The following is a 20,824-nucleotide window of genomic DNA, read 5'->3' on the forward strand; positions in this document are numbered from 1 at the left end:
ACGTCGTCCTCGATCCGGACGCCGATGCCGCGCCCCCGCGCCACCGCGAACCGCTCGACGACCCCCGCCTCCGACCGCTTCCGCGACTTCATCGCGTCCGGCTGGGCCGAGCGGGAGGAGCCGCTGCCTGCTCCGCGCGAGCAGGCGTCCTTCGCCGCCTCCCGCCGCGAGCGCCTCTCCGCGCTGCACACCGGCGTGCGCATCGTCATCCCGGCGGGCCGCCTCAAGCAGCGCGCGAACGACACCGACTACCCGTTCCGTGCGCACTCGGCCTTCACCTGGCTCACCGGCTGGGGCTCCGACTCCGAGCCCGGCGCGGTGCTCGTCCTCGAGCCCGCCGGGTCCGGCCACAGCGCGACGCTCTACTTCCGCGAGCGCGCGGGCCGCGACTCCGACGAGTTCTACGCCAACCCCGAGATCGGCGAGTTCTGGATCGGGCCGCGTCCGTCGCTCGCGCAGGTCGCGAGCGATCTCGGCCTCGCCACCCGCGGGATCGCCGAGCTCGACGCGGTCCTCGACGCGCACGACGGCGTCCCCCTCGCCGTGCTCCGCGAGGCCGACCCGGCGGTGACCGGCCGTCTCGACGCGGTCGAGGCCGACGAGCGGGCGGACCGCGACGCGGCGCTCGAGCGCGACATCGCCGAGCTCCGCCTGGTCAAGGACGCCTACGAGATCGCCGAGCTGCGCGCCGCCGTCGACGCGACGGGCCGCGGCTTCGAGGACGTCCTCTCCGACCTGCCGCGCATCATCGCCCACGAGAAGGGCGAGCGCCTGATCGAGGGCGTCTTCAACGGACGCGCGCGCGCCGACGGCAACGCGGTCGGCTACGACACCATCGCCGCGGCGGGCCCCCACGCCTGCATCCTGCACTGGACGCGCAACGACGGGCCGGTGCGCCCCGGCCAGCTGGTGCTGCTGGACGCCGGCGTCGAGCAGGACAGCTACTACACCGCCGACATCACCCGCACCTTCCCGGTGGACGGCCGCTACACGGACGCCCAGCGCCGGGTGCACGAGACGGTGCGGGAGGCGGCCGACGCCGCGTTCGCGATCGTCCGCCCCGGCATCCGCTTCCGCGAGGTTCACGCCGCGGCGATGGCCGTCATCGCGCGGCGCACCGCCGAGTGGGGCCTGCTGCCGGTCAGCGCCGAGGAGGCGCTCGAGGCCGACAACCAGCAGCACCGCCGCTACATGGTCCACGGCACCAGCCACCACCTCGGACTCGACGTGCACGACTGCGCCCGCGCACGGCGCGAGATGTACCTCGACGGACTGGTCGAGGAGGGCATGGTCTTCACCATCGAGCCCGGCCTCTACTTCCAGCCCGACGACCTCACGGTCCCGGAGGAGCTGCGCGGCATCGGCGTCCGGATCGAGGACGACGTGCTCGTCACCTCCGACGGCGCCGAGAACCTCTCGGCCGGCATCCCGCGCTCGGCCGACGACATCGAGGCGTGGATGGCCCGACTGGCCCGCTGAGGCCGGTCGCCCGCGGGGAGCCCCGGCCGCTCAGGCGGCGACGGGCAGCGCGAACTCCCCGCGGGCGGCGGCGAGCGCCAGCCCGTCGAGCAGCGTCGCCAGCTGACCGGCGGGAGCGTCCGGGTCCTCGGGATGCCACTGCACACCCACGAGGGGGGCCGCGACGTGCTCGACGGCCTCGATCACGCCGTCCTCCGCCCGGGCGACGACCCGCAGCCCCGGAGCGAGCAGGTCGACCGCCTGGTGGTGCGCGCTCTGCACCGCGAGCGCCTCGGATCCGAAGAGCCCGCCGAGCACGGAGCCCGCCGCGAGCCCGACCTCGTGCCGGTGCATGCGCTGGTGAGCGGGGGCCGCCGCGTTGACGTGCTCCGCCTCCGGACCCAGGTCCTGCACCAGCGTGCCGCCGAGCGCGACGTTGACGATCTGCAGGCCGCGGCAGATGCCCAGCAGCGGGGTCCGGCGGGCCAGTGCCCGGTGCACCAGCGCGATCTGGGCGGCGTCGGCGCGCTCCGCGTGGGGGCCCTCGGCCGGGTAGCCGCGGTCGGCGCCGTACTGCTCGGGAGCGATGTCCTCGCCGCCCGCGAGGACGAGGGCGTCCGCCCCCGCCGTGCGCGCCAGCAGCTCCTCCGTGCCCAGCTCCTCGGCGGCGAAGCGCTCCGCCCGCCAGCCGCGCTCGTGCGCGAGGGCGAGGATGCGGCCGTTCAGGATCTGCACGTAGGCGTGGTACTCCTCGCGGCCCGGTCGCACGCGGGCGACCTCGACGATGGCGAGCGAGCGGGTCATGACTCCATCCTGGGCACGCCGCCGCCGCTGGTCGAACCGCCGTGTCACGCGGTGTCACACTCCGGCCGTACGATCACGGAGTGACCTCGCCGAGCCCGTCCCTCCTGGAGCGCGTGCAGCAGGCGCGCTCCGAGGTCTCCGTCCTCGCCGGGACCACTCCCGAGCGCCGGGTCCGACCGCTGCGCGAGGCCGTCGAGCACGTCGCCGCCGGCGGCTCCCCCGATCCCGACGCCCTGCTCGACGCGGTCGACTCGCTGGTCGGGCTCGTGACCCGCGCCGAGGTGCAGCTGAGCGGCGTCGAGCGCTCCGTGCGGGACGACCTGGAGCGGGCCGCCACCCTCTCCGACCTGCGCACCTCGGCGCAGCTCGCCTCCGCCGCCGACGTGGCCGTCGCGTGCGCCGCGGCACGGTCGCTCCTCCTCGACGCCGACGACGCCCGGTCGGCCGGAGCCCGCCACGATCCGGCCGCGCTGCTGGTCCTGCTGCTCGACGCCGACTCCGCTCTGGACGCCGTCGTCTCCGGGTACCGCGAGCCGCGGGCCCAGGCCGAGCGCCAGCTCCTCCTGTTCGAGGCGGCGCGCACCGCGGCCCGGCTCGGCGCCGAGTCGGTGCTGCTCCTGGCCGCCGTGCACGGCGAGCGCATCACCGCGGCACCCCGGATCCTCGCGGAGGAGACGCTCGGGCAGCTGGACACCGCGGTGCGCCGTGCGGCAGGCGATCCGGCCGGCGCTCTGGACGAGGCCCGCGCCGCCGCCGACCGCGCCCGCTCCGCGCTCGACGAGGCCCTGGTCGACCTCGACGGCGCACCCCCGTCGCTCCGCCCAGCAGCCGTTCCCGGAGGCCTGCCCGCGGCCTGAGCACGCAGGCACCCGGCACCGGCGCGCGTGCCATAGTGAGGGACATGGCCTCCTTCCTCGTCGTCCCCCAGTGGCAGGGCTCGGCGTCGACGCGCGCGATGCGCCTCGTCGACGGAGCCGAGGCGATCCGGGGCGATCTGCCCTCCTCCGCCACCACGACCCTCGACATCCCCGCCGAGGCGGGCGACGCCCAGGACACCGGCATCCGCCGCTATGCCTCGGTCGCCACCGTCGCCGAGCGGGTGCGCGAGGCCCTCTCGGGCCGCACCGGTCCCGTGATCACGATCGGCGGCGACTGCGGCGTCGAGTTCGCGGCGATCGGGCACGCCGTGCGCTCGGCACCGGGCCCGGTCGCGCTGGTCTGGCTCGACGCCCACCCGGACGCGCACACTCCCGAGTCCTCCCCCAGCGGCGCCTTCTGCGGCATGGTCCTCTCGGCCGCGCTGGGACGCGGCGTCGGCCTCCTGAGCGCGGGCGCCGAGGAGCGGGTGGCCGACGAGCGCGTCGTCCTCGGAGGTGTCCGCTCCGCCGACGACGGCGAGCTCGAGCGGCTGGTCGAGCGGGGCGCCGCGGTGCTGCCCGCGGACGCCCTCGACCCGGAGTCGCTCGTCGCGGCGGTCGAGGCGACCGGTGCCGCCTCCGTCTACGTGCACCTCGATCTGGACGTGCTCGACCCCGCCGATCTCGCCGGGCTGTTCGACCCGGTGCCCTTCGGCGTTCCCGCCTCGCGCCTCGTCGCGAGCCTCGACGCCCTCCGGTCCCGCTTCCCGCTCGCGGGCGCCGGCGTCACCTCGTTCGCCCCGTCGTCGCCGACCGCGGCCGAGGACGACCTGCCCACGATCCTCCGCCTCCTCGGCGCTCTGTCCCGCGGGGCCTGAGAGAGCCCTGCCATCGGCGCGCAAGCCCGAGCGCGTGTCGGCGGCACCCGGCAAGATGGTCGGACGGGACCGAGCGGAGGAACGATGAGCGACGAGAGACCGCGCGTGCGCACCGAGCGGCGCGGGACCGTGCTCGCGATCGTGCTGGACCGGCCCGAGAAGCGCAACGCCGCCGATCTGCGGCTGCTCGCGGAGCTGGCGTCCGCGTACGGCGAGCTCGACCGCGACCCGGAGCTGCGCGCCGGCGTCGTCCTCGCCGAGGGCGGGCACTTCACGGCCGGGCTCGACCTCGCCGACATCGGGCCCCGCCTGGGCTCCGACGGCCTCGACTTCGTGCCCGAGGGCGGTCTCGACCCCTGGGGCCTGCGCACCCGCCCCGTGAGCAAGCCGGTGGTCATCGGCCTCCAGGGCACCTGCCTCACGCTCGGCATCGAGCTCGCGCTCGCGAGCGACGTCGTCCTCGCCGAGCGGTCCACCCGCTTCGGCCAGATCGAGGTCGCCCGCGGCATCCTGCCCTTCGGCGGAGCGACGCTGCGCTTCCCCCGCGCCGTCGGCTGGGGCGACGCGATGCGCTGGATCCTCACCGGCGACCTCTTCGACGCCGAGGAGGCCCACCGCATCGGCCTCGTGCAGCAGGTCGTCCCCGACGGGACGGTCGCCGAGGCGGCCTGGGCGCTGGCCGCCCGGATCGCCGCGCAGGCGCCGCTCGCCGTGCAGGCCGCCCTGGCCAGTGCCCGGCTCGCGGTCGCCGCGTCCGACGCCGAGGCCGCGGCCGCGCTCCCCGGGGCGCTCGCGCGTCTCGCGGCGTCCGAGGATGCGCGCATCGGCACCGAGGCCTTCCTCCAGCGCACGACGGCGGAGTTCACCGGACGATGAGCGACGAGAGCACCACCGTCACGGCGCCCGGCGGCTCCTCCCTCGAGGCGCAGCAGGAGCGCGCCGCGCAGCAGCTCGAGATCCGGCTCCGCTACGGCGACCAGGTGTGGGAGCTGCGCGAGGTCGACCACTTCGCCGTCTTCTCCCGCCGCAGCACCGCACGACGGGCCGGGCGCGTCCTCGTGGCCTCCGGCTTCCAGATCGCGATCTCGCGGCTGAGGCTGAGGCAGGTCCTCGTCGCGAGCCACCACGCCGCGGTCGACGAGGAGTCGACCACCGCGTTCCTCCGCCAGGTGATCGAGGCGGTCGAGAGCCACGGCGGCCGCTACGACGGCTGGCGGGCCGAGATCGTGCCGGCGCATTGAGCGCCGGGCACCCACCGACGACGGGGCTCGACGCCTCCGAGAACCCCAGGGAGACAGCATGAGCAGCACGACGGACGAGTTCGACGTCATCGTCATCGGAGCAGGACCGGTGGGCGAGAATCTCGCGGACCGCGCGGTCCAGGGCGGCCTCACCGCGGCCGTCGTCGAGAGCGAGCTCGTCGGGGGCGAGTGCTCCTACTGGGCGTGCATGCCCTCGAAGGCGCTGCTGCGGCCGCCGATGGCGCTCCGCGCCGCCCGTGATCTCCCCGGCGCGGCGCAGGCGGTGAGCGGAGGAGTCGACGTGCCCGCGCTCCTGGCCCGCCGCGACTCCTTCACCAGCCACTTCGACGACCACGGCCAGGTGCAGTGGCTCGAGGGCGCCGGCATCGAGCTCGTCCGCGGGCACGGCCGCCTGAGCGGCGAGCGCGAGGTGACCGTGACCGGACCCGACGACGAGGTGCGCGTGCTCCGCGCCCGCTCCGCCGTCGCCGTCGCGACCGGCACCACCGCCGTCGTCCCCGACATCCCGGGCCTGCGCGCGGCATCCCCCTGGACGAGCCGCGAGGCCACCTCGGCCGAGGAGGTGCCGCCGCGCCTCGTCGTCATCGGCGGCGGAGTCGTCGCGACCGAGATGGCGACCGCCTACGCCGGCATGGGCTCCTCCGTCACGCTCGTCGCCCGCAGCGGACTCCTCGCGCCGTTCGAGCCCTTCGCCGGCGAGCTCGTCGGCTCGGCGCTCCAGGAGCTCGGCGTCGACCTGCGCCTCGGCGACTCGCCCGTCTCGGTCGAGCGCCGGTCCGACGGCACCGTGGCCGTGACGCTCGAGGGCGGCGACGTCATCGAGGCCGACCAGGTGCTCGCCGCGACCGGCCGCGCCCCGCACACCCGCGACGTCGGCCTCGAGACGGTGGGCCTCGAGCCCGGCTCCTCGCTGACGGTCGACGACACGATGCTCGTGCTGGGCGGCGACGGTGCTCCCCTCGGCGGCGGGCGTCCGTGGCTCTACGGGGTGGGCGACGTGAACCACCGCGCACTGCTCACGCACCAGGGCAAGTACCAGGCCCGTGCGGCAGGCGACGTGATCGTCGCTCGCGCCACCGGTGCCGAGGTCCACGACGCCCCCTGGGGAGCGCACGTCGCGACCGCGGACCACGAGGCCGTGCCGCAGGTCGTCTTCACCGACCCCGAGGTCGCGTCGGTCGGCCTGACCGCCGCGGCCGCCGAGAAGGCCGGCTACCGCACCCGCGTCGTCGACTACGAGATCGGCTCGGTCGCCGGCGCCGCCCTCGCCGCCGACGGCTACACGGGCACCGCGCGGATGGTCGTGGACGAGGACCGGAAGGTCGTCCTCGGCGTCTCCTTCGTCGGCAAGGAGGTCGGAGAGCTGATCCACTCCGCGACGATCGCCGTCGTCGGCGAGGTGCCGCTCTCGCGCCTCTGGCACGCGGTCCCCTCCTATCCGACGATCAGCGAGGTCTGGCTGCGGCTGCTCGAGACCTACGGACGCGACAGCGCGTGAGCGCGCTCCGTCGAGCCGTCGCGATGGTGGCCCTGGATCCGGCGATCACCCGGCCGGGCTACCTCTTCGCGTGCGCGGTCGGACTCGCCTGGGGCGCGCTGTGGAGCACGGGCCCGATCCGGCGCAGCCACGGCCTCGTCGTCTTCACCGGTCTGCCCTCCTGGGCGTTCGGCCGCGGAGGGTCCTGCGTCGGCACGAGCTACCTCACGGGCACCAACGTCTCCGACAGCGTCCTCGAGCACGAGGCCGTGCACAAGGAGCAGTGGCGGCTCTACGGGATGTGGTTCCCGTTCGCGTACACGGTGGCGGGTCGCGATCCGCTGCGCAATCGATTCGAGATCGAAGCCGGTCTCGAGAAGGGCGGATATCTCCGTGGTCACTGACATGACGGGGCGCGTCGTCGTCCTCACCGGAGCGAGCTCCGGCATCGGCCGGGTCGCGGCGGGAGCGCTGGCGTCCGCCGGTGCCCGCGTGGCCGTGGTCGGGCGGAACCCCGAGCGCACCCGCGCGGTCGCCGCCGACGTGGGAGGGGACGCGTTCCTGGCCGACTTCGACCGGCTCGACGACGTCCGCGCCCTGGCCGACGGCCTCCTCGAGCGCTACGAGCGGATCGACGTGCTGGCGAACAACGCGGGCGGGCTCGTCTCCCACCGCGCCGAGACGGTCGACGGCCACGAGCGGACGATCCAGAGCAACCACCTCGCGCCGTTCCTGCTCACGCGGCTCCTGCTCCCGCGGATGATCGAGACCTCGAGGGAGCGGGCCGGCGTCCGCGTCGTCTCCACGGCGAGCCTCGCGAACCGCTTCGGTCGCCTGAGGCTCGACGACCTCGACAACCGCCGGGGTCCGTGGCTCGGCGGCTGGCGGGCGTACGGCACGTCGAAGCTGGTGACGATCCTCTTCATCCGCGAGCTGGCGGAGCGCCTGCTGACGACGTCGGTCGACGCGTACTCGTTCCACCCGGGCGTCGTCTCGACGAGCTTCGGCGCCGACAGCACGATGATGAAGCTGATGACGAGCCTCTCGGTCGGCTCCTTCGGCATCTCCGCCGAGGCGGGTGCGGTGCCGCTGATCACCCTCGCCTCCGAGCCCGACGTCGGCGCCGCCAGCGGCACCTACTTCGACCAGCTGACGCCGCACGGCTCCCTGAACCCCCAGGCCCGCGACCGCGCTCTCGCCCACGACCTCTGGACTCTCTCCAGCCGCCTCGTGGGCGTCTCCCCCACCCTGTAGCCGCTGCCGCTCCCCGCCGCCGCCGACTCGGCGCGGGGCGGCGCGGAGCACCCGGCGCGCTCGCCGGGAGGATCTCGACACACCCTCTCCGAGGGCTGCCCGATCAGCAGGTCTGTGCGCGGTCGCCCGACTCGGTGTGTGCCCGCGAGCTTCTCGATCAGCCGCGAGATCGGTCGGGGTGGATCTCGATACTCCCTCTCCGAGGGCTGCTCGATCAGCATGTCCGGGCGCGATCGCCCGACTCGCCGGGCACCCGAGGACCGCTCGATCACGCGCGAAATCCGTCGGAGTGGATCTCGAGATGCCCTCTGCGAGATCCACTCGATCAGCATCGTCCTCCGCGGTCGCACCTCCAGCCCGCCGTCCCCCGCGGTCGCGCCCCCGGCGCGCCGCATCCTCTGCGGTCGCGCCCCTGGCGCGCCGTCCCCCTTGCGGTCGCGCCTCCGGCGCGCCGACCCTCTACGAGCAGTGCCCGGAGCGTCGCAGGGCGTCGTTCTGCAAGGCGGAGGAGGAAGCGATACCGGCGGTATCGCGCCCGACGACAACACCGCAGAACGTCGCCCTGCGGCGCTCCGGGTCAGTTGGACTCTTGGCGGCCGAGGCGCCAGTACCCCATGAACGCCACGCGCTTCCGGTCGAGTCCGAGCTCGGTGACGAGGCAGCGGCGGATCAGCTTCACGGCGCCGGCTTCTCCGGCGATCCAGGCGTAGAGGCCGGGGTCGGTGCTCTCGTCGGGGACCTCCCAGAGCATCTCGTGGTCGACGTCGATGTCGCTGACGTCGACGCCGCGGTGGTGGGCGGTGAGGAAGCGGGTGGCCCAGGCGCGGACCGCGTCGCCGAGGGCCGCTCCGGGGGCTGCCGCGTCGGCGCGGACGATCCAGGTGACGTGGACGCCGGCGGGGTGGTGGAGCGGGAGGCGGTCGTGGGCGGTGGGGACCTCGAGGAACGCGGCTCCGGTGGCGTCGTCGTCGAGGCTCTCGAGGATCGCGGCGATGGCGGGGACGGCCGTCTCGTCGCCGGCGAGGAGGAGGGAGGTGGCGGCGCCGGGGTGGAACTCGACTCCGCCGCCGGGGAGGTGGGAGCGCGTGTCGGGCGCGATGATGACGATCTGGTCGCCGGCGCGGGCGCTCTCGACCCAGGCGGAGGCCGGTCCGGTGTCGCCGTGGGCGGCGAAGTCGATGTCGACCTCGGCGTCCTCGGGGCGGACGGCGCGGATGGTGTAGGTGCGGAGCGGGTTCCGGAGCTCGTCGGGGAGCTGTCGCCAGCGGCCGTACCAGTCGGGGTCGAGTCCGTCGGGTCCGTCGGGGTCCGAGACGGAGGCGAGGAAGGCGGGGGCGTCGGAGGCTGCGGTGGGGACGACGAGCTTGATGCGCTGGTCGGGGCCGGTGCAGCCGACGTGGTCGAGGCCGGTGCCGGTGAGGGTCACGCGGATGAAGTGCGGGGCGATCCGGGTCGCTGCGGCGACGGTCGCGAGGTACGGCCGGTAGGCCGGTCGGGCGGGGGCGGCGGTCGTCGGAGGCATCGCCTCAGTCTCGCACAGAAGGTAAGCCTTGCCTAACACTCAACCGGGACGCCCGGCGGACGGTCAGCGCGCGGCGTGCTCGGCGGAGGTGCGCAGGCGCGCCTCGACGTCGGCGGCGAGCTCGGCGACGACGGGGCCGGCCCCGCCGATCCAGGCGCAGAAGTCGTGGCGGCCGTCGGCCCACGGGTAGTCGCCGTCGACGACCGACATCTCGCCGACCCAGGCCCGGACCGCGCGGTCGAGCGCGACTCCGCGGGAGCATCGCTCACCGGTGCCGGGGGCGCCCGAGCGCTCGGAGCGGCCGAGCCAGGTGACGCAGACCCGTCCGGGGGCGGCGAGCGGCGGCAGTCCGCGCGCGTCGTCGACCTCGACGAAGACCTGGCCGCGGGCGTTCGCGGGAAGGGCGTCGAGGATGCTCTGGATCCACGGCACGACGGTCTCGTCGCCCGCGATCAGGAACTGCTTCACGTCGACCGGCGCGGAGCCGTCGCGGTCCTCGAACATGCACATCGTGTTCGAGTATAGGCAAGGCTTACCTCAGTGACCAGAGCCGGACCCTGACCATCCGCCGTGCGGCCGCGCCCGGACCCGTCACCACTGCAGCCTCCCCCGTCACCACTGCGGCGGGTGCCGCCTCTGCCAGCGCGCCCGCCGCTCGAGCTGCGCGCCGATCGCCAGCAGTGTCGCCTCGCCGCCGGGTCGCCCGATCAGCTGGACTCCCATCGGCAGGCCCTCCTCCGTGGTGCTCAGCGGAAGGGTGATCGCGGGGAGGCCGCTCACGTTCACGAAGGACGTGTACGGCGTGTAGAGGCACTGCTGCTCGAAATTGCGCTCGGGATCATCGAGGTCGTACCAGCCGACGGGACGCGGCGTCATCGCCAGCGACGGCGTCAGGACCGCGTCGACGCCGGAGAACGCCGCGATCACCGCGCGCTCGTAGCCCGAGAGCCAGGACGCCGCCCCGACGATCTCGCGGGCGGAGCGCCGGCGTCCCTCCTCCACCAGCCAGCGGGTCAGCGGCTCCAGCAGATCGAGGTCCGCGCCCTCGACGGGCAGGGTCGCGGCGCCGCTCTGCCACAGCGTCCGGAACGCGGCGGGGTACGGGGCGCTCGGGGGGAGCGACGCCTCCTCGAGCCCGTGGCCGAGCGCGGCCAGCGCGGCGATCCCCTCGTCCAGCGCGGCGCGCGCCTCCGGAGCGAGAGCGATCTCGTACTCCTCGTCCCAGGGCGAGTCCGTCAGCACGCCGATCTGGAAGCGCCCCTCTCCGCGCACCGCGGCGCCGAGGAACGAGCCGTCGCCGTCACCGGGCGCGCCGAGCGACCAGCGCTGCGGGAGGCGGCCGTTCGTCCGCTCCAGCATGCCCTCGAGCAGGAGGCCCGCGTCGGCGACCGAGCGGGTGATCGGCCCGGCGACCGTCAGGCCGCCGACTCCGCCGATGCCGGAGAGCGCGGCGACACGTCCGCGGGAGGGCTTCAGTCCTACCAGGCCGCAGGCCGCGGCGGGGATGCGGATGGACCCGCCGCCGTCCGAGGCGGGGGCGAACGGCAGCAGTCCCGCGGCGACGGCGACCGCCGCTCCTCCACTGGATCCGCCGGCCCCGAGGCGGGTGTCCCAGGGCGTGACGGCGGGCGGGCCGATGCGCGTCTCGGTGTAGGAGGGCATCCCGAACTCGGGCGTCGCGGTCTTGCCGAGGCTGACCGCTCCCGCCGCGTCGAGCACCTCGACGATCTCGTCGGAGGCGGTGGGCACGTGGTGCTCGCGCAGCCGGGATCCGAATGCGGTCCGCACGCCCGCGCGCCGCCAGAGGTCCTTGTCGCCGCTCGGCAGGCCCCAGAGCGGAGCGGTGCCGGGCCCGGTGCCGAGCGCTGATGCCCGCTCCCGCGCCCGATCGGCGGTCACCGTGGCGAAGGCGCCCAGCTCCCCGTTCCAGCGCTCGATCCGGGCGAGGTAGTGATCGGCGAGCTCGAGAGGCGTGACCTCTCCGCGCTGCAGCCAGTCCCACTGCTCCTGGGCGCTGAGGTGGTGGAGTTCGAACATGGAACGACCCTATTCCGCCGCTCCGGGGAGCCGGCGGAACAGGGTCGTGGGGGTCAGGCCGCGCGGCGGCCGCTCTCGCTCGCCTCGTCGATGCCCTTCCGGGCGCCGTCGGGCACCACGGTGTCGCGGTCGATGCGGGCGCCGGTCGCGATCACGGCCGAGCGTCCGATGCGGGAGTAGCTCCCGATCCGCGCCCCCGGTCCGATGATCGCCTCGGGCCCGACGTGCACGTTCGCGCCGATGAAGGCGCTGTGCCCGATCATGGCGTCGCGGTCGACCCAGCTGCCCGCGCCGATCCAGGCGCGCTCGCCCACGGTCGCGCCGGGCTCCACGTAGGCGCCGGTCTCCACGTACGCGGTCGCCGAGACGCGCGATCCGGGAGCGACCATGCCGCGTCCGTTCGCGTGGCGGCGGTAGACGATCTCGTCGTCACTGCCGCGCGCCCCTCGACCCTTGTTCATCCCTGTTCCTGCCATCTGCCTCTGGCTCCTCCGAGCTGTCCGGTGGGCGGGGCGCCGAGCCCCGTCCCGTCATCGGTAGACAACAGCGGCGAGCGCCCGCGCATTCCCCGTTCGGGGGGCGCTGGCGCGGGGTGGAGGCGGGGCGGCGGGCGGAGCGGAGAGCGGGCTGCGGAGCGGACCCGCGCGGGCGTCCCCGGAGCGTCACTCCACCGCGTCGGCGACCGCGGTCACGACCGCGCGGAACCGGTCCGGCGCCTCGCGGATCCGTCGCCGGAGGAGGACCCCGGCGAGCGCCGACGAGGCGGGTGCGGCGACCAGCTCGCACTCGACCCGGGCCCCCTCCTCGTCCGCCAGGACCCGCCACTGCTCGACGCCGAGCACGGGGAGCCGGCGCTCGAGCCCGCTCCCCCGCCGCTCGTACGCGCCGTCGGCGGCGAGGACGTCCGCGAGGGCGGCGAGCACCGGGGCGGGGTCGGCGTGGAGGACGGAGGCGAGGGCGAGGATGCTGCGCACGGCGGCAGTCTCGCACGCCCCCGCGTCAGGAGCGGGCGTCGAGGACGCGCCGGAGCCAATCGAACGACGCCTTGGGCACGCGGTCCCGGCTGCGCGTGTCGACGGCCACGAGCCCGTGCGGGCGGCTGTAGCCGTGCTGCCACTCGAACGCGTCGACCAGGGTCCAGAGCTGCACGGCCTCCACCGGCAGTCCGTCGTGGACGGCCTCGGCGAGAGCTGCCAGGTGCGCCCCGAGCCAGCGGATCCGCTCCGTGTCGACGATCGCACCCTCGCGATCGGGCTCGTCGGGGTAGCTCGCGCCGAGCGCGGTCACCACCAGCGGCGGCAGGGCGTCGCCGTAGCGCTCCACGAGGGACCGCAGCACCGAGACCACCGCCCAGGGTGCGACCGGCGAGCCGTCGCCCGTGCGGTCCAGCTCCGGCCAGGGCGCCGTGTGGAAGGGGAGCGCGGGAGGAGCGCCCACCCCGGTCGGCAGCGCCGGGTCGCGGCCCGCCACGATCCGCAGCGGCGGCAGCGGCGCGACCGCGTAGAAGTCGAGCGGAGCCGAGATGCGGGCGAGGTCGACCGGATCCGCCTGCGCGAGGGCGCCGAGGAACGGCGGCAGCTCCTCCGGTCCGACCGGGTAGGACCCGGTCAGCACGGCGTCGGCCACCAGGCGGTTCCGCAGGACGTCCGCCAGGGAGGCGAAGGCGCGGTCCCGGTCGTCGTCGGAGACGGGCTCGACGGGCGCGAGCGCGTCGACGAGGCCGATCCTCCCGGTCACCTCCGCCGCCCGCAGCGCCTCCAGCGCCACGCCGTGCCCGAGGAGCTGGTGGTGCAGCGCCGGCAGGGCGCTGAACAGCCGGCCGGCGCCCGGCGCCTGCCGCGCGAGCGCGTAGCCCTCGAGCATCACCGTCGACGGCTGGTCGAGGGTGATCCAGTCGGCGACCCGGTCGCCGAACCGCCCGCCGAGCTCGAAGGCGAGATCGCCGAACCGGAACGCGGTGTCGCGGTTCATCCAGCCGCCGCTGAGCGCCGACGGGGTGTCGCGGTGGTGCAGGGTCAGCGCGACCCGGATCCCCGTCTCGGCGAGCCCGTCGAGCAGGCGGTCGTAGAAGCCGAGCCCTCCGCGGTCGATCGGCCCGCGGCCGTCGGGCTGCAGCCGGGGCCACGAGACCGAGAGCCGGAGCTCGTCGACGCCGAGATCGATCAGCAGCGCGAGGTCCTCGCGCCAGCGCAGGAGGAAGTCCGTCGCGATCTCGGGAGTGGCCTCCTCGGCGATCGTCCCCCGTCGCAGCGCGAAGTCGTCCCACACCGACCGGCCACGGCCGCCCGTCTCGAGGGAGCCCTCCGTCTGGAAGGCGCTCTGCGCCAGTCCGATGCGCAGGCCCGGCGGCAGGAGTGCGCCCAGCTCGCGCGGATCGTCGAAGCGCGCAGCCTCGACGCGCACCTCCCGCCGATCGCGCCCGCGGGCCTCGTCTTCGCGCATTCCACTGTCCTCCGGATCTGATCGACGGGTATATTCTCGCGGAAGCGCTCTCCCGGATCTCCCCGACTCCCCCGACCGACTGAGACGCCTCCTCCGGATGGTGTACATCCGGGAACAGTGGTGCGGCGCGCTTGACAGTTCCCCCCTGCCCCCGTGCAATGGACGCATCGTGAAATCGGGCGTCGACGTGGCAGTACCGGGGGGTTCACCGGTCGTGCCGGTGCCCCGACTCCGCCGATCCCCGCGGCGCACGGCCGCCCTGCTGCTGGTGCTCCTCGCGGCCGTCGCCTCCGTCTCCGGGCTGGCCGCGCCGGCCGCGCAGGCCGCCGCTCTCGCGATCACCGCTCCCTCCTCCGGCGCGGTCCTCAGCACGGGAGCGACGACGGTCACCGGCACGGCGACGGCCGGGGACCAGGTGCAGATCGGGCTCCGCGGCGGCGGCGACCCCCTCTGCATCACCACCGCGGGCCCCGACGGCGGCTGGAGCTGCGCCGTCTCCCTCGACGACGGGCCGGCGACCCTGGTCGCGGTGGAGCTCCTCGCCGGCGGCGGGACCACCTCGGCCGCCGTCCCGATCGCCGTCCTCAGCGCCCCCGTCATCGAGTCGGTCGACGGCTCGGCGACCTCGGCGGGCTCGGTCCGCGGCACGGCCTACCCCGGCGCGAGCGTCGCCGCGGTCTCGAACGGCGGCGCCGCGTGCCTGGCCACCGCCGACTCCGGCGGCGCGTGGTTCTGCCAGCTCGCCCCCACTCCGGCGCCGGGCAGCTACCGCGTCACCGCGACGCAGACCGCCTCCTTCGCCGGCAGCGCCGCCTCGCCGGCCAGCGCGCCGGTGACCCTCGTGGTCGACACCGCTGCTCCTGCCGCCCCCGCCCTCACCTCGCCGTCGAACGGCGCCGCCCTGCCGCTCAGCGGCGCGTCCTACTCCGGGACGGGCGTGGACGGCACTCGCGCCTACGTGTACGTGGACCGGGTCAACACCTGCGACGCGGCGGTCAGCGGAGGCACCTGGAGCTGCACCGGCGGCACGATCACGGCGGGCGCGCACCGGGTCTCCGCCATCGCCGGGGACAGCGCCGGCAACTACAGCCCGCCGAGCCCCTGGATCGACGTGACCTTCGCGGCGGCGACGACCGCTCCCACCGGCACGCCCAGCGCGACGACGCCGGCCGCCCCCGGAGCCGCGGCCACCGCGCCCGGGGCCGCCGCGTCTCCCGCTCCGAGCAGTGCGGCGCCGACCGCGTCCCCGTCGCCCGTCCGCCCCGGAGAGGCCGCGCCCGCGCCCGAGGACGAGCCGACCGCCGAGCCCACCGCAGCGCCGGTCCCGGCTCCCGACCAGGACGGCGGTGACGAGCCGCCGCGGCCCGCCCCCGACGCCGGATCGGAGCCGGGCGGCTGGAGCGCGGCGACCGGGATGACCACCGCGCTGTCCGCCGGATCGCCGGTCGTCTCGATGGCCGACTGGGTGCGCTCCCTCGCCCTCGCTCTGCTCTCGCTCGCCCTGGTCGTCGTGCCGGCCCGCCTCGCCGCGGCCGGGCGGGCGCCCCGCGCCGAGCGCAGCTGGCACCTCACGGGCCGCAACCGCGCCGCCGTCGAGTACGACGACAAGCCGGACACCGGTCCCGCCTCGCCGCGCCTGATGGTCGTCGGGATGATCGGCTGCGCAGCCGGCCTCGTCCTGCTCTCGGGACGCGTCGACGGCCAGCCCGCCTACCTGCGCCTGCTGATCGCCGTCATCGTGGCCGTCGCCGTGGTCAACGCGGTCGCCGCCGCCGTCCCCGCGCTGGTCGGCCGACGGATCGGCGTCAGCGGGATCGGCGTCGTCGCCGCTCCGCGCGCGCTGCTCCTGGTCGCGGCGGCCGCTCTCGTCTCGCGCTTCGCGGGACTGGACCCGGCGCTCCTCTTCGGCGTGGTGATCGGCCTCGTCCTCCCCGAGGGCGCGTCCGCCGTCGACCGCGCGAAGCTCTCCGCCGTCCGCGTCGTCTCGCTGCTGGGTCTCGCCGGACTCGCCTGGGGCGCCTCCGCCGTGGTCCCGCCCGACGGCTCGTTCGGCTCCGTGCTCGCCGCGGAGGTGCTCAGCGCGACCACGCTGATCTCGGTCGGCTCGAGCGTGGTGCTGCTGTTCCCGGTCGGGCGCCCCGCCGGCCGCAGCATCCTGCGCTGGTCCCCGCTGCTCTGGCTCGGGCTCACGCTCCTCGCGACGACCGTGCTGTTCGTGCTGCTCACCCCGACCATCGCGTCCTGGTCGACCGACGGTGGAGCGGGTCCGGTGCTCTTCGCCGTCGTCGCCTTCAGCGCGGTGTGCACGTCGATCTGGGCCTGGCGGCGCTTCGTCGAGTCGGAGTAGCCGGGCTCGGGGGCCCGCTCAGCCGATCGAGACGGGCCGGTCGAGGTCGTCGCCCGGCAGCACGTCGGCCACGGCGCCGACGGTCAGCTCGCGCAGCGTCGCGATGCCGCCGTAGACGCCGAGGAACGCGGTATCGGCCGCGTCGCGTCCCGTCGCGATCCGCACGAGGCTCGACCGCGGCGCGAGCGTCGTCGCGTCGACCGCGCGCCACTCCCCCTCGATCCAGGCCTCCGCGACCGCGTGGAAGTCCATCGGCTGCAGTCCCGGCGCGTACACGGCCGCCAGTCGGGCGGGCACGTCCAGCGCCCGGAGGAGGGCGACGACGAGGTGCGCGAAGTCGCGGCAGACTCCGCGGCGGGCGAGCAGCGTCCGCTCGGCCCCGTCCGTCGGAAGGCTCGAGCCGGGGACGTACGCCAGCCGCGTGCCGACCCAGGAGCTCACCGCGTGCAGGAGGTCCGCCCCGGCCAGGCCGGCGAACTCGGCCCGGGCCGTCGCCCACAGCACGTCCGACTCGGCGTAGCGGCTCGGCCGCAGGTACCGCAGCCGGTCCACCTCGTCGCCCTCGAGCGGAGCGAGGCGTCCCAGGACGCGCGCGGAGTAATCCACGACGAGGTGCCCGACCGGTGCGTCGAGCACGTGCAGCCGGGTGCCGTGCTGGTCGATCACCTCGCGAGCGGGGAGCGGGCGGCCGTCGACGGTGAGCGTCAGCGACTCCTCCGCCCCGTACGCGTCGGCCACCGCGATCGAGAGGACGAGGGCGGCCGGAGCCGCGACGTCGAGGGTCAGGCGGGCCGAGACGTCGCGCTGCATGGGGCTCTTCTCCGGGGCGTGGCGGGTGGGGGTCAGGCGCCCTGCTCGCCCTTCGGCGGCGGGGTGGGGGCGGCGTCCGGCTCCTGCACGAGCTGCAGCCCGCCGGACGAGTTCGCCGAGACGGTCAGCAGGTCGATCCAGGTGCGGTTGATCGAGGGGACCCGTCCACCGAAGTACTTGAAGTAGAGGGGCACGGAGGGGTCGAGCCAGATGCTCGAGCGGCCGTCGCCGACCGCGGGGTCGTCCCGCCAGGAGAAGAAGAAGCTCTCGCGGCGGCGCAGCTTGTTGGCGATGACGATCTGGACGTGCGTGAGCGTGCGGTCGTCGAACTCGATCTCGACTCCCGAGGCTCCGTAGAGCAGCTTCCCCATGGGGGCCTCCCGGCCGCCCGTCGCCGGGCGGTGCATGACGGTGCCCGCGGGCACGAGAAGCGGGACCGTTCCGGCGCCCGCCGTGGACCGGGCGGCTCGCATCCGGACGCGGGCGCCCGGGCTCGGAACCGCCCGGTGACGACTCTAGGCGAGGCGGCGCGGGCGCGCGGGATCCTCGTCCGATTCCCGAACACCGGGCTCCTCCGGCCGCACGGACGACCGGTCCGGGGGCGCACCCGGCGCCCTGTCGGATCCGGGCGGGACGCGCCGGGGCGCTGCCGCGCGCATGTCGGAGGTCGGACGTACGGTACCCGCATGATCGAATGCGCACTCTGCGGAACCGACGCCGTCGTCCTCGACCGCTCCGGCGGCCGCGACACCGAGGAGGAGCTCGTCGTGCTCTGCGCCGACTGCACCCCGGGCGAGATCACCCAGGCCCTCGAGGCCGGGCTGCTCGAGCCCGCTCGACGCAGCGCGCACGCCCGCGCCGCTTAGAGAGCGGCACGTCGCACGGAGTGCCCCCACTGGGACTCGAACCCAGACTGAGACGATTTTAAGTCGTCTGCCTCTGCCGATTGGGCTATGGGGGCGACCACCGGGAGGAGCGATCCTCCCGGCGGCGGTGTCAGGACTTGGCGGGCTCGCCGCCGACCGGGACCGGAGCACCGGCCTGGCCGGGGATCTGCGCCGGGGCCTGCGCGGCCGGAGCCTCGGCGGCCGGGGCCGCCGGACGCGGACGCGACGCGTAGGTCTCGAAGGAGCCGCGGGGGTACTCGCGGGCCTCGATCGAGGCGATGTCGCGGCCGAGCCAGAGGTTGTTCCACCAGCCCCAGACCACGCGGAACTTGCGCTCCCACGAGGGCATGGCGAGACCGTGGTAGCCGCGGTGCATCACCCAGGCGGGGAAGCCCTTCACAGCGATCTTGCCGGACTGGAACACGCCGATGCCGATGCCCAGGCCCGCGACCGCGCCGAGGTTCTTGTGCACGTAGTCGACCGGCTCCTCGCCGCGGAGCACCGCGGTGATGTTCTTGGCCATGAGCTTGCCCTGGCGGACGGCGTGCTGGGCGTTCGGCACGCAGAAGCCGCCGACGCCGCCGCCGGTGAGGTCGGGGACGGCCGTTGCGTCGCCGGCGCCCCAGGCGCCCTCGACGAGCACGTCGTCGTGGCCGACGCGGAGGTCGGCGCGCACGCGCAGGCGGCCGCGCTCCTCGATGGGCAGGTCGGAGTTCTTGATCGACGGGTTCGCCATGACGCCCGCGGTCCAGATGATGAGGTCCGACTCGAAGCTCTCGCCCGTCGACAGCTGGATGACGCCGTTCTCGGCCGACTTGAGCTGCGTGTCGAGGTGCACGGTGGCGCCGCGCTGGTCGAGGTTCTTCAGCACCCAGTGGCTCGTCTCGAGGGCGACCTCGGGCATGATCCGGCCCATCGCCTCGATGAGGTGGAACTGCGTCTCCTCGAAGTCGATCTCGGGGTAGCGCTTGAGCAGCGCGCTCGCGAAGGAGCGCAGCTCGGCGAAGACTTCGATGCCCGCGAACCCGCCGCCGACGACCGTGACGGTCAGCAGGCGCGAGCGCTCGGGGCCAGCGGGGAGCGACGCGGCCTTGTCGAAGTTCGTGAGCATGCGGTCGCGGATCGCGGTCGCCTCCTCGATCGTCTTCAGGCCGATCGCGTTGTCGGCGACGCCCGGGATCGGGAAGGTGCGCGAGACGGAGCCGGCGGTGACGACGATCTGGTCGTACTCGAACTCGTAGGGCTCGCCCACGGTCGGGGTGATCGTCGCGGTGCGGTTCGCGTGGTCGATCTTCGTCACCTTGGCGGCGAGGATCGCGGTCTTCTTGAGGTGGCGGCGGAGCGAGACGATCGCGTGGCGCGGCTCGATCGACCCCGCGGCGACCTCGGGGAGGAAGGGCAGGTACGCCATGTAGGGCAGCGGGTCGACGATCGTGACCTCTGCCTCGTGCGGGCGGAGCTGCTTCTCGAGCTTCCACGCGGTGTAGAAGCCGGCGTAGCCGCCTCCGACGATCAGGATTCTGGGCACGGTTGACTCTCCAAGAGGGATGGACAATGCGAACACCCTCACGCAATGCGAAGTGCCCGCTCTCGATGCGGTGGGCAGCACTGACCCCGACTGGGAATCAGCTTAGCGAAGAGCGCGCCGGTGGTGGCGCCTCCGTGGCTCCGGTAGGAGCGGCTACGCGTCGAGCGGCCTGCAGGCGCAGCGCTCGGGAGACCAGTCGGCGCGGGCCAGGGCCAGATCGCCGATCGGATTGACGCCGGGGCCCGCCGCGAGGGCGTGCGCGGCGAGGGCGTGGAGGCACTTCACCCGCGAGGGCATGCCCCCGGAGGAGATGCCCGCGATCTCGGGGACGGAGCCGACGCTCTCGCGGTCGGCCAGGAACGCCCGGTGCGCAGCGGCGTACGCCTCGCGCAGCTCCTCGTCCTCGGCGAGCATCGCGTTGTACTCGACCATGACCTGGGTGGCCTCGAGCTGCGAGATCGCGGCCGTCGCGGCGGGGTGGGTCAGGTAGTAGAAGGTGGGGAACGGCGTGCCGTCGGACAGGCGGGGGCTCGTGGAGACCACCGTCGGGTCGCCGCAGACGCAGCGTGCGCTGATCCCGACGACGTCCCGGGCGGGACGGCCCAGCTGGGCGGAGACGACCGCGATGTCGCGCTCGGACGGCGGATCGAAGGGGGGCGTGGTCACGGGGGCTCCAGAGGACGGACGGCCGGGAGGACGCTCCAGTGTACGCGGGGCCGGGCGGGAGCTACGGAGTCGGTGTCAACTCGTCGGCGGTCGGCTCGCCGAGGCCCGAGACCGCGATCGAGGACAGCAGGGATCCGGCCCAGTCGCTCGGGGTCTCCTGCACCGTGTCGCTCGCGGGCTGCTGCGCCTGCTGGGCGAGCGTCACGTCGTCGAGCACGAGGTAGCTCACCTCGCCGGGCATCACGAAGTACAGCCGCTCGCGGGCCTGCGCGCGGATGAACGCCGGGTCGGACCAGCGGGTGCGCTGCTCGTCGAGGTTCTGCGCCTGGGTCTTGGCCGCGTCGACCGAGCGCTGCAGCTCGGCGATCTCGGCGCGCTGCTCGACGAAGTTCTTGATGCTCGGGGCGAGCACGACCACCGCGAGGATCATGATCCCCATCACCAGCAGCGTGAAGCCGGAGCCGCGGACGCCGGCGATCCACGCGGACGAGGGCGGAGCGGGCGGCTGCTTCGGGCGGGGGGTGCGCGCGCGGAGCGGCGACGACGCCGATCCCGCTGACGCCGATCCGTCGGCCGACCAGCGCGGGGACGGCGG

Annotated in this window: 22 protein-coding genes and 1 tRNA gene; 10 read left to right on the top strand and 13 right to left on the bottom strand. The window is 74.8% G+C overall.

What is annotated here, in order from left to right:
* Nucleotides 1-24 precede the first annotated feature (24 nt).
* Complete coding sequence (locus tag C5C50_RS15350; RefSeq protein WP_104273844.1) at nucleotides 25-1,479, top strand: aminopeptidase P family protein; 1,455 nt, start codon at nucleotides 25-27, stop codon at nucleotides 1,477-1,479.
* A 30-nt stretch (nucleotides 1,480-1,509) separates the two neighbouring features.
* Here the strand turns inward: C5C50_RS15350 and C5C50_RS15355 are convergent, their stop codons facing one another.
* Nucleotides 1,510-2,262, bottom strand: a complete 753-nt coding sequence (locus tag C5C50_RS15355; protein ID WP_104248220.1) for a gamma-glutamyl-gamma-aminobutyrate hydrolase family protein — start codon at nucleotides 2,260-2,262, stop codon at nucleotides 1,510-1,512.
* Nucleotides 2,263-2,342: 80 nt separating this feature from the next.
* Here C5C50_RS15355 and C5C50_RS15360 point away from each other — a divergent pair, with 80 nt between their 5' ends.
* The 7 genes from C5C50_RS15360 to C5C50_RS15390 all read left to right on the top strand — a co-directional run bounded on the left by C5C50_RS15360 (nucleotide 2,343) and on the right by C5C50_RS15390 (nucleotide 7,990).
* Nucleotides 2,343-3,119, top strand: a complete 777-nt coding sequence (locus C5C50_RS15360) for a hypothetical protein (RefSeq protein ID WP_104273839.1) — start codon at nucleotides 2,343-2,345, stop codon at nucleotides 3,117-3,119.
* A gap of 44 nt (nucleotides 3,120-3,163) precedes the next feature.
* The gene (locus C5C50_RS15365) at nucleotides 3,164-3,997 is read left to right on the top strand and encodes an arginase family protein (RefSeq protein ID WP_104248221.1); all 834 of its coding nucleotides are present in this window, start codon (nucleotides 3,164-3,166) and stop codon (nucleotides 3,995-3,997) included.
* 84 nt (nucleotides 3,998-4,081) lie between these two features.
* A complete protein-coding gene (locus tag C5C50_RS15370; protein ID WP_104256199.1) occupies nucleotides 4,082-4,873 on the top strand; it encodes a crotonase/enoyl-CoA hydratase family protein in 792 nt (263 codons plus the stop codon).
* Nucleotides 4,870-5,238, top strand: a complete 369-nt coding sequence (locus tag C5C50_RS15375) for a ribonuclease E inhibitor RraB (protein WP_104225032.1) — start codon at nucleotides 4,870-4,872, stop codon at nucleotides 5,236-5,238. Before C5C50_RS15370 ends, C5C50_RS15375 begins: the two co-directional genes overlap by 4 nt.
* A gap of 58 nt (nucleotides 5,239-5,296) precedes the next feature.
* Entirely contained in the window at nucleotides 5,297-6,757 is a 1,461-nt protein-coding gene (locus C5C50_RS15380) for an NAD(P)/FAD-dependent oxidoreductase (RefSeq protein WP_104273840.1), read from the top strand.
* A 23-nt stretch (nucleotides 6,758-6,780) separates the two neighbouring features.
* Nucleotides 6,781-7,140: a Fe-S oxidoreductase gene (locus C5C50_RS15385; protein WP_104273845.1), complete on the top strand. Its 360-nt coding sequence runs from the start codon at nucleotides 6,781-6,783 to the stop codon at nucleotides 7,138-7,140.
* Nucleotides 7,130-7,990: an SDR family NAD(P)-dependent oxidoreductase gene (locus C5C50_RS15390; RefSeq protein WP_244230659.1), complete on the top strand. Its 861-nt coding sequence runs from the start codon at nucleotides 7,130-7,132 to the stop codon at nucleotides 7,988-7,990. Before C5C50_RS15385 ends, C5C50_RS15390 begins: the two co-directional genes overlap by 11 nt.
* 577 nt (nucleotides 7,991-8,567) lie before the next feature.
* On the opposite strand, the gene C5C50_RS15395 is transcribed toward C5C50_RS15390, so the two are convergent.
* The 6 genes from C5C50_RS15395 to C5C50_RS15420 all read right to left on the bottom strand — a co-directional run bounded on the left by C5C50_RS15395 (nucleotide 8,568) and on the right by C5C50_RS15420 (nucleotide 13,991).
* Nucleotides 8,568-9,512 carry a siderophore-interacting protein gene (locus tag C5C50_RS15395; protein WP_104273841.1) on the bottom strand — a complete coding sequence of 315 codons (945 nt, stop codon included), beginning with the start codon at nucleotides 9,510-9,512 and terminating at the stop codon, nucleotides 8,568-8,570.
* A 63-nt stretch (nucleotides 9,513-9,575) separates the two neighbouring features.
* Nucleotides 9,576-10,022: an SIP domain-containing protein gene (locus tag C5C50_RS15400; RefSeq protein ID WP_104227425.1), complete on the bottom strand. Its 447-nt coding sequence runs from the start codon at nucleotides 10,020-10,022 to the stop codon at nucleotides 9,576-9,578.
* 102 nt (nucleotides 10,023-10,124) lie between these two features.
* Nucleotides 10,125-11,549, bottom strand: coding sequence for an amidase (locus tag C5C50_RS15405; protein WP_104262658.1), 1,425 nt, complete (start codon nucleotides 11,547-11,549; stop codon nucleotides 10,125-10,127).
* Nucleotides 11,550-11,602: 53 nt separating this feature from the next.
* Nucleotides 11,603-12,010: a transferase gene (locus tag C5C50_RS15410; RefSeq protein ID WP_104334124.1), complete on the bottom strand. Its 408-nt coding sequence runs from the start codon at nucleotides 12,008-12,010 to the stop codon at nucleotides 11,603-11,605.
* Nucleotides 12,011-12,211: 201 nt separating this feature from the next.
* Entirely contained in the window at nucleotides 12,212-12,523 is a 312-nt protein-coding gene (locus C5C50_RS15415; RefSeq protein ID WP_104250106.1) for a hypothetical protein, read from the bottom strand.
* Nucleotides 12,524-12,548: 25 nt separating this feature from the next.
* On the bottom strand, nucleotides 12,549-13,991 hold the full coding sequence (locus tag C5C50_RS15420) for a glycoside hydrolase family 1 protein (protein ID WP_181127339.1): 1,443 nt from the start codon (nucleotides 13,989-13,991) through the stop codon (nucleotides 12,549-12,551).
* A 220-nt stretch (nucleotides 13,992-14,211) separates the two neighbouring features.
* Here C5C50_RS15420 and C5C50_RS16760 point away from each other — a divergent pair, with 220 nt between their 5' ends.
* Entirely contained in the window at nucleotides 14,212-16,338 is a 2,127-nt protein-coding gene (locus C5C50_RS16760; RefSeq protein WP_181133953.1) for a hypothetical protein, read from the top strand.
* Between the two features lie 18 nt (nucleotides 16,339-16,356).
* On the opposite strand, the gene C5C50_RS15425 is transcribed toward C5C50_RS16760, so the two are convergent.
* Together C5C50_RS15425 and C5C50_RS15430 are read right to left on the bottom strand one after the other, a co-directional pair.
* Entirely contained in the window at nucleotides 16,357-17,148 is a 792-nt protein-coding gene (locus tag C5C50_RS15425; protein WP_104273843.1) for a transglutaminase family protein, read from the bottom strand.
* A 32-nt stretch (nucleotides 17,149-17,180) separates the two neighbouring features.
* Nucleotides 17,181-17,519, bottom strand: coding sequence for an ATP-dependent DNA ligase (locus C5C50_RS15430; RefSeq protein ID WP_068211888.1), 339 nt, complete (start codon nucleotides 17,517-17,519; stop codon nucleotides 17,181-17,183).
* A gap of 315 nt (nucleotides 17,520-17,834) precedes the next feature.
* Between C5C50_RS15430 and C5C50_RS15435 the strand changes: the two genes are divergently transcribed.
* Nucleotides 17,835-18,014 carry a hypothetical protein gene (locus tag C5C50_RS15435; RefSeq protein ID WP_104225020.1) on the top strand — a complete coding sequence of 60 codons (180 nt, stop codon included), beginning with the start codon at nucleotides 17,835-17,837 and terminating at the stop codon, nucleotides 18,012-18,014.
* Between the two features lie 21 nt (nucleotides 18,015-18,035).
* On the opposite strand, the gene C5C50_RS15440 is transcribed toward C5C50_RS15435, so the two are convergent.
* The 4 genes from C5C50_RS15440 to C5C50_RS15455 form a co-directional block, all read right to left on the bottom strand.
* Nucleotides 18,036-18,109, bottom strand: a tRNA-Leu gene (locus C5C50_RS15440).
* Between the two features lie 35 nt (nucleotides 18,110-18,144).
* Complete coding sequence (locus C5C50_RS15445) at nucleotides 18,145-19,563, bottom strand: NAD(P)/FAD-dependent oxidoreductase (RefSeq protein WP_104225019.1); 1,419 nt, start codon at nucleotides 19,561-19,563, stop codon at nucleotides 18,145-18,147.
* 153 nt (nucleotides 19,564-19,716) lie between these two features.
* Nucleotides 19,717-20,229, bottom strand: a complete 513-nt coding sequence (locus tag C5C50_RS15450; protein WP_104227430.1) for a DUF501 domain-containing protein — start codon at nucleotides 20,227-20,229, stop codon at nucleotides 19,717-19,719.
* A 61-nt stretch (nucleotides 20,230-20,290) separates the two neighbouring features.
* Nucleotides 20,291-20,824 (bottom strand): septum formation initiator family protein (locus C5C50_RS15455; protein ID WP_308471840.1); only part of this gene is annotated, 534 nt, incomplete at its 5' end.

The sequence above is a fragment of the Rathayibacter sp. AY1D9 genome (genome assembly GCF_002932395.1).
Taxonomy (GTDB): Bacteria; Actinomycetota; Actinomycetes; order Actinomycetales; family Microbacteriaceae; genus Rathayibacter.

Excerpts from the sequence above, each read along its gene's own strand:
- C5C50_RS15350 (WP_104273844.1), top strand. The coding sequence starts at position 25 with ATGCCGCGCCCCCGCGCCACCGCGAACCGCTCGACGACCCCCGCCTCC.
- C5C50_RS15355 (WP_104248220.1), bottom strand. The coding sequence starts at position 2,262 with ATGACCCGCTCGCTCGCCATCGTCGAGGTCGCCCGCGTGCGACCGGGC.
- C5C50_RS15365 (WP_104248221.1), top strand. The coding sequence starts at position 3,164 with ATGGCCTCCTTCCTCGTCGTCCCCCAGTGGCAGGGCTCGGCGTCGACG.
- C5C50_RS15370 (WP_104256199.1), top strand. The coding sequence starts at position 4,082 with ATGAGCGACGAGAGACCGCGCGTGCGCACCGAGCGGCGCGGGACCGTG.
- C5C50_RS15375 (WP_104225032.1), top strand. The coding sequence starts at position 4,870 with ATGAGCGACGAGAGCACCACCGTCACGGCGCCCGGCGGCTCCTCCCTC.
- C5C50_RS15380 (WP_104273840.1), top strand. The coding sequence starts at position 5,297 with ATGAGCAGCACGACGGACGAGTTCGACGTCATCGTCATCGGAGCAGGA.
- C5C50_RS15385 (WP_104273845.1), top strand. The coding sequence starts at position 6,781 with ATGGTGGCCCTGGATCCGGCGATCACCCGGCCGGGCTACCTCTTCGCG.
- C5C50_RS15395 (WP_104273841.1), bottom strand. The coding sequence starts at position 9,512 with ATGCCTCCGACGACCGCCGCCCCCGCCCGACCGGCCTACCGGCCGTAC.
- C5C50_RS15400 (WP_104227425.1), bottom strand. The coding sequence starts at position 10,022 with ATGTGCATGTTCGAGGACCGCGACGGCTCCGCGCCGGTCGACGTGAAG.
- C5C50_RS15405 (WP_104262658.1), bottom strand. The coding sequence starts at position 11,549 with ATGTTCGAACTCCACCACCTCAGCGCCCAGGAGCAGTGGGACTGGCTG.
- C5C50_RS15410 (WP_104334124.1), bottom strand. The coding sequence starts at position 12,010 with ATGAACAAGGGTCGAGGGGCGCGCGGCAGTGACGACGAGATCGTCTAC.
- C5C50_RS15420 (WP_181127339.1), bottom strand. The coding sequence starts at position 13,991 with ATGCGCGAAGACGAGGCCCGCGGGCGCGATCGGCGGGAGGTGCGCGTC.
- C5C50_RS15425 (WP_104273843.1), bottom strand. The coding sequence starts at position 17,148 with ATGCAGCGCGACGTCTCGGCCCGCCTGACCCTCGACGTCGCGGCTCCG.
- C5C50_RS15430 (WP_068211888.1), bottom strand. The coding sequence starts at position 17,519 with ATGGGGAAGCTGCTCTACGGAGCCTCGGGAGTCGAGATCGAGTTCGAC.
- C5C50_RS15435 (WP_104225020.1), top strand. The coding sequence starts at position 17,835 with ATGATCGAATGCGCACTCTGCGGAACCGACGCCGTCGTCCTCGACCGC.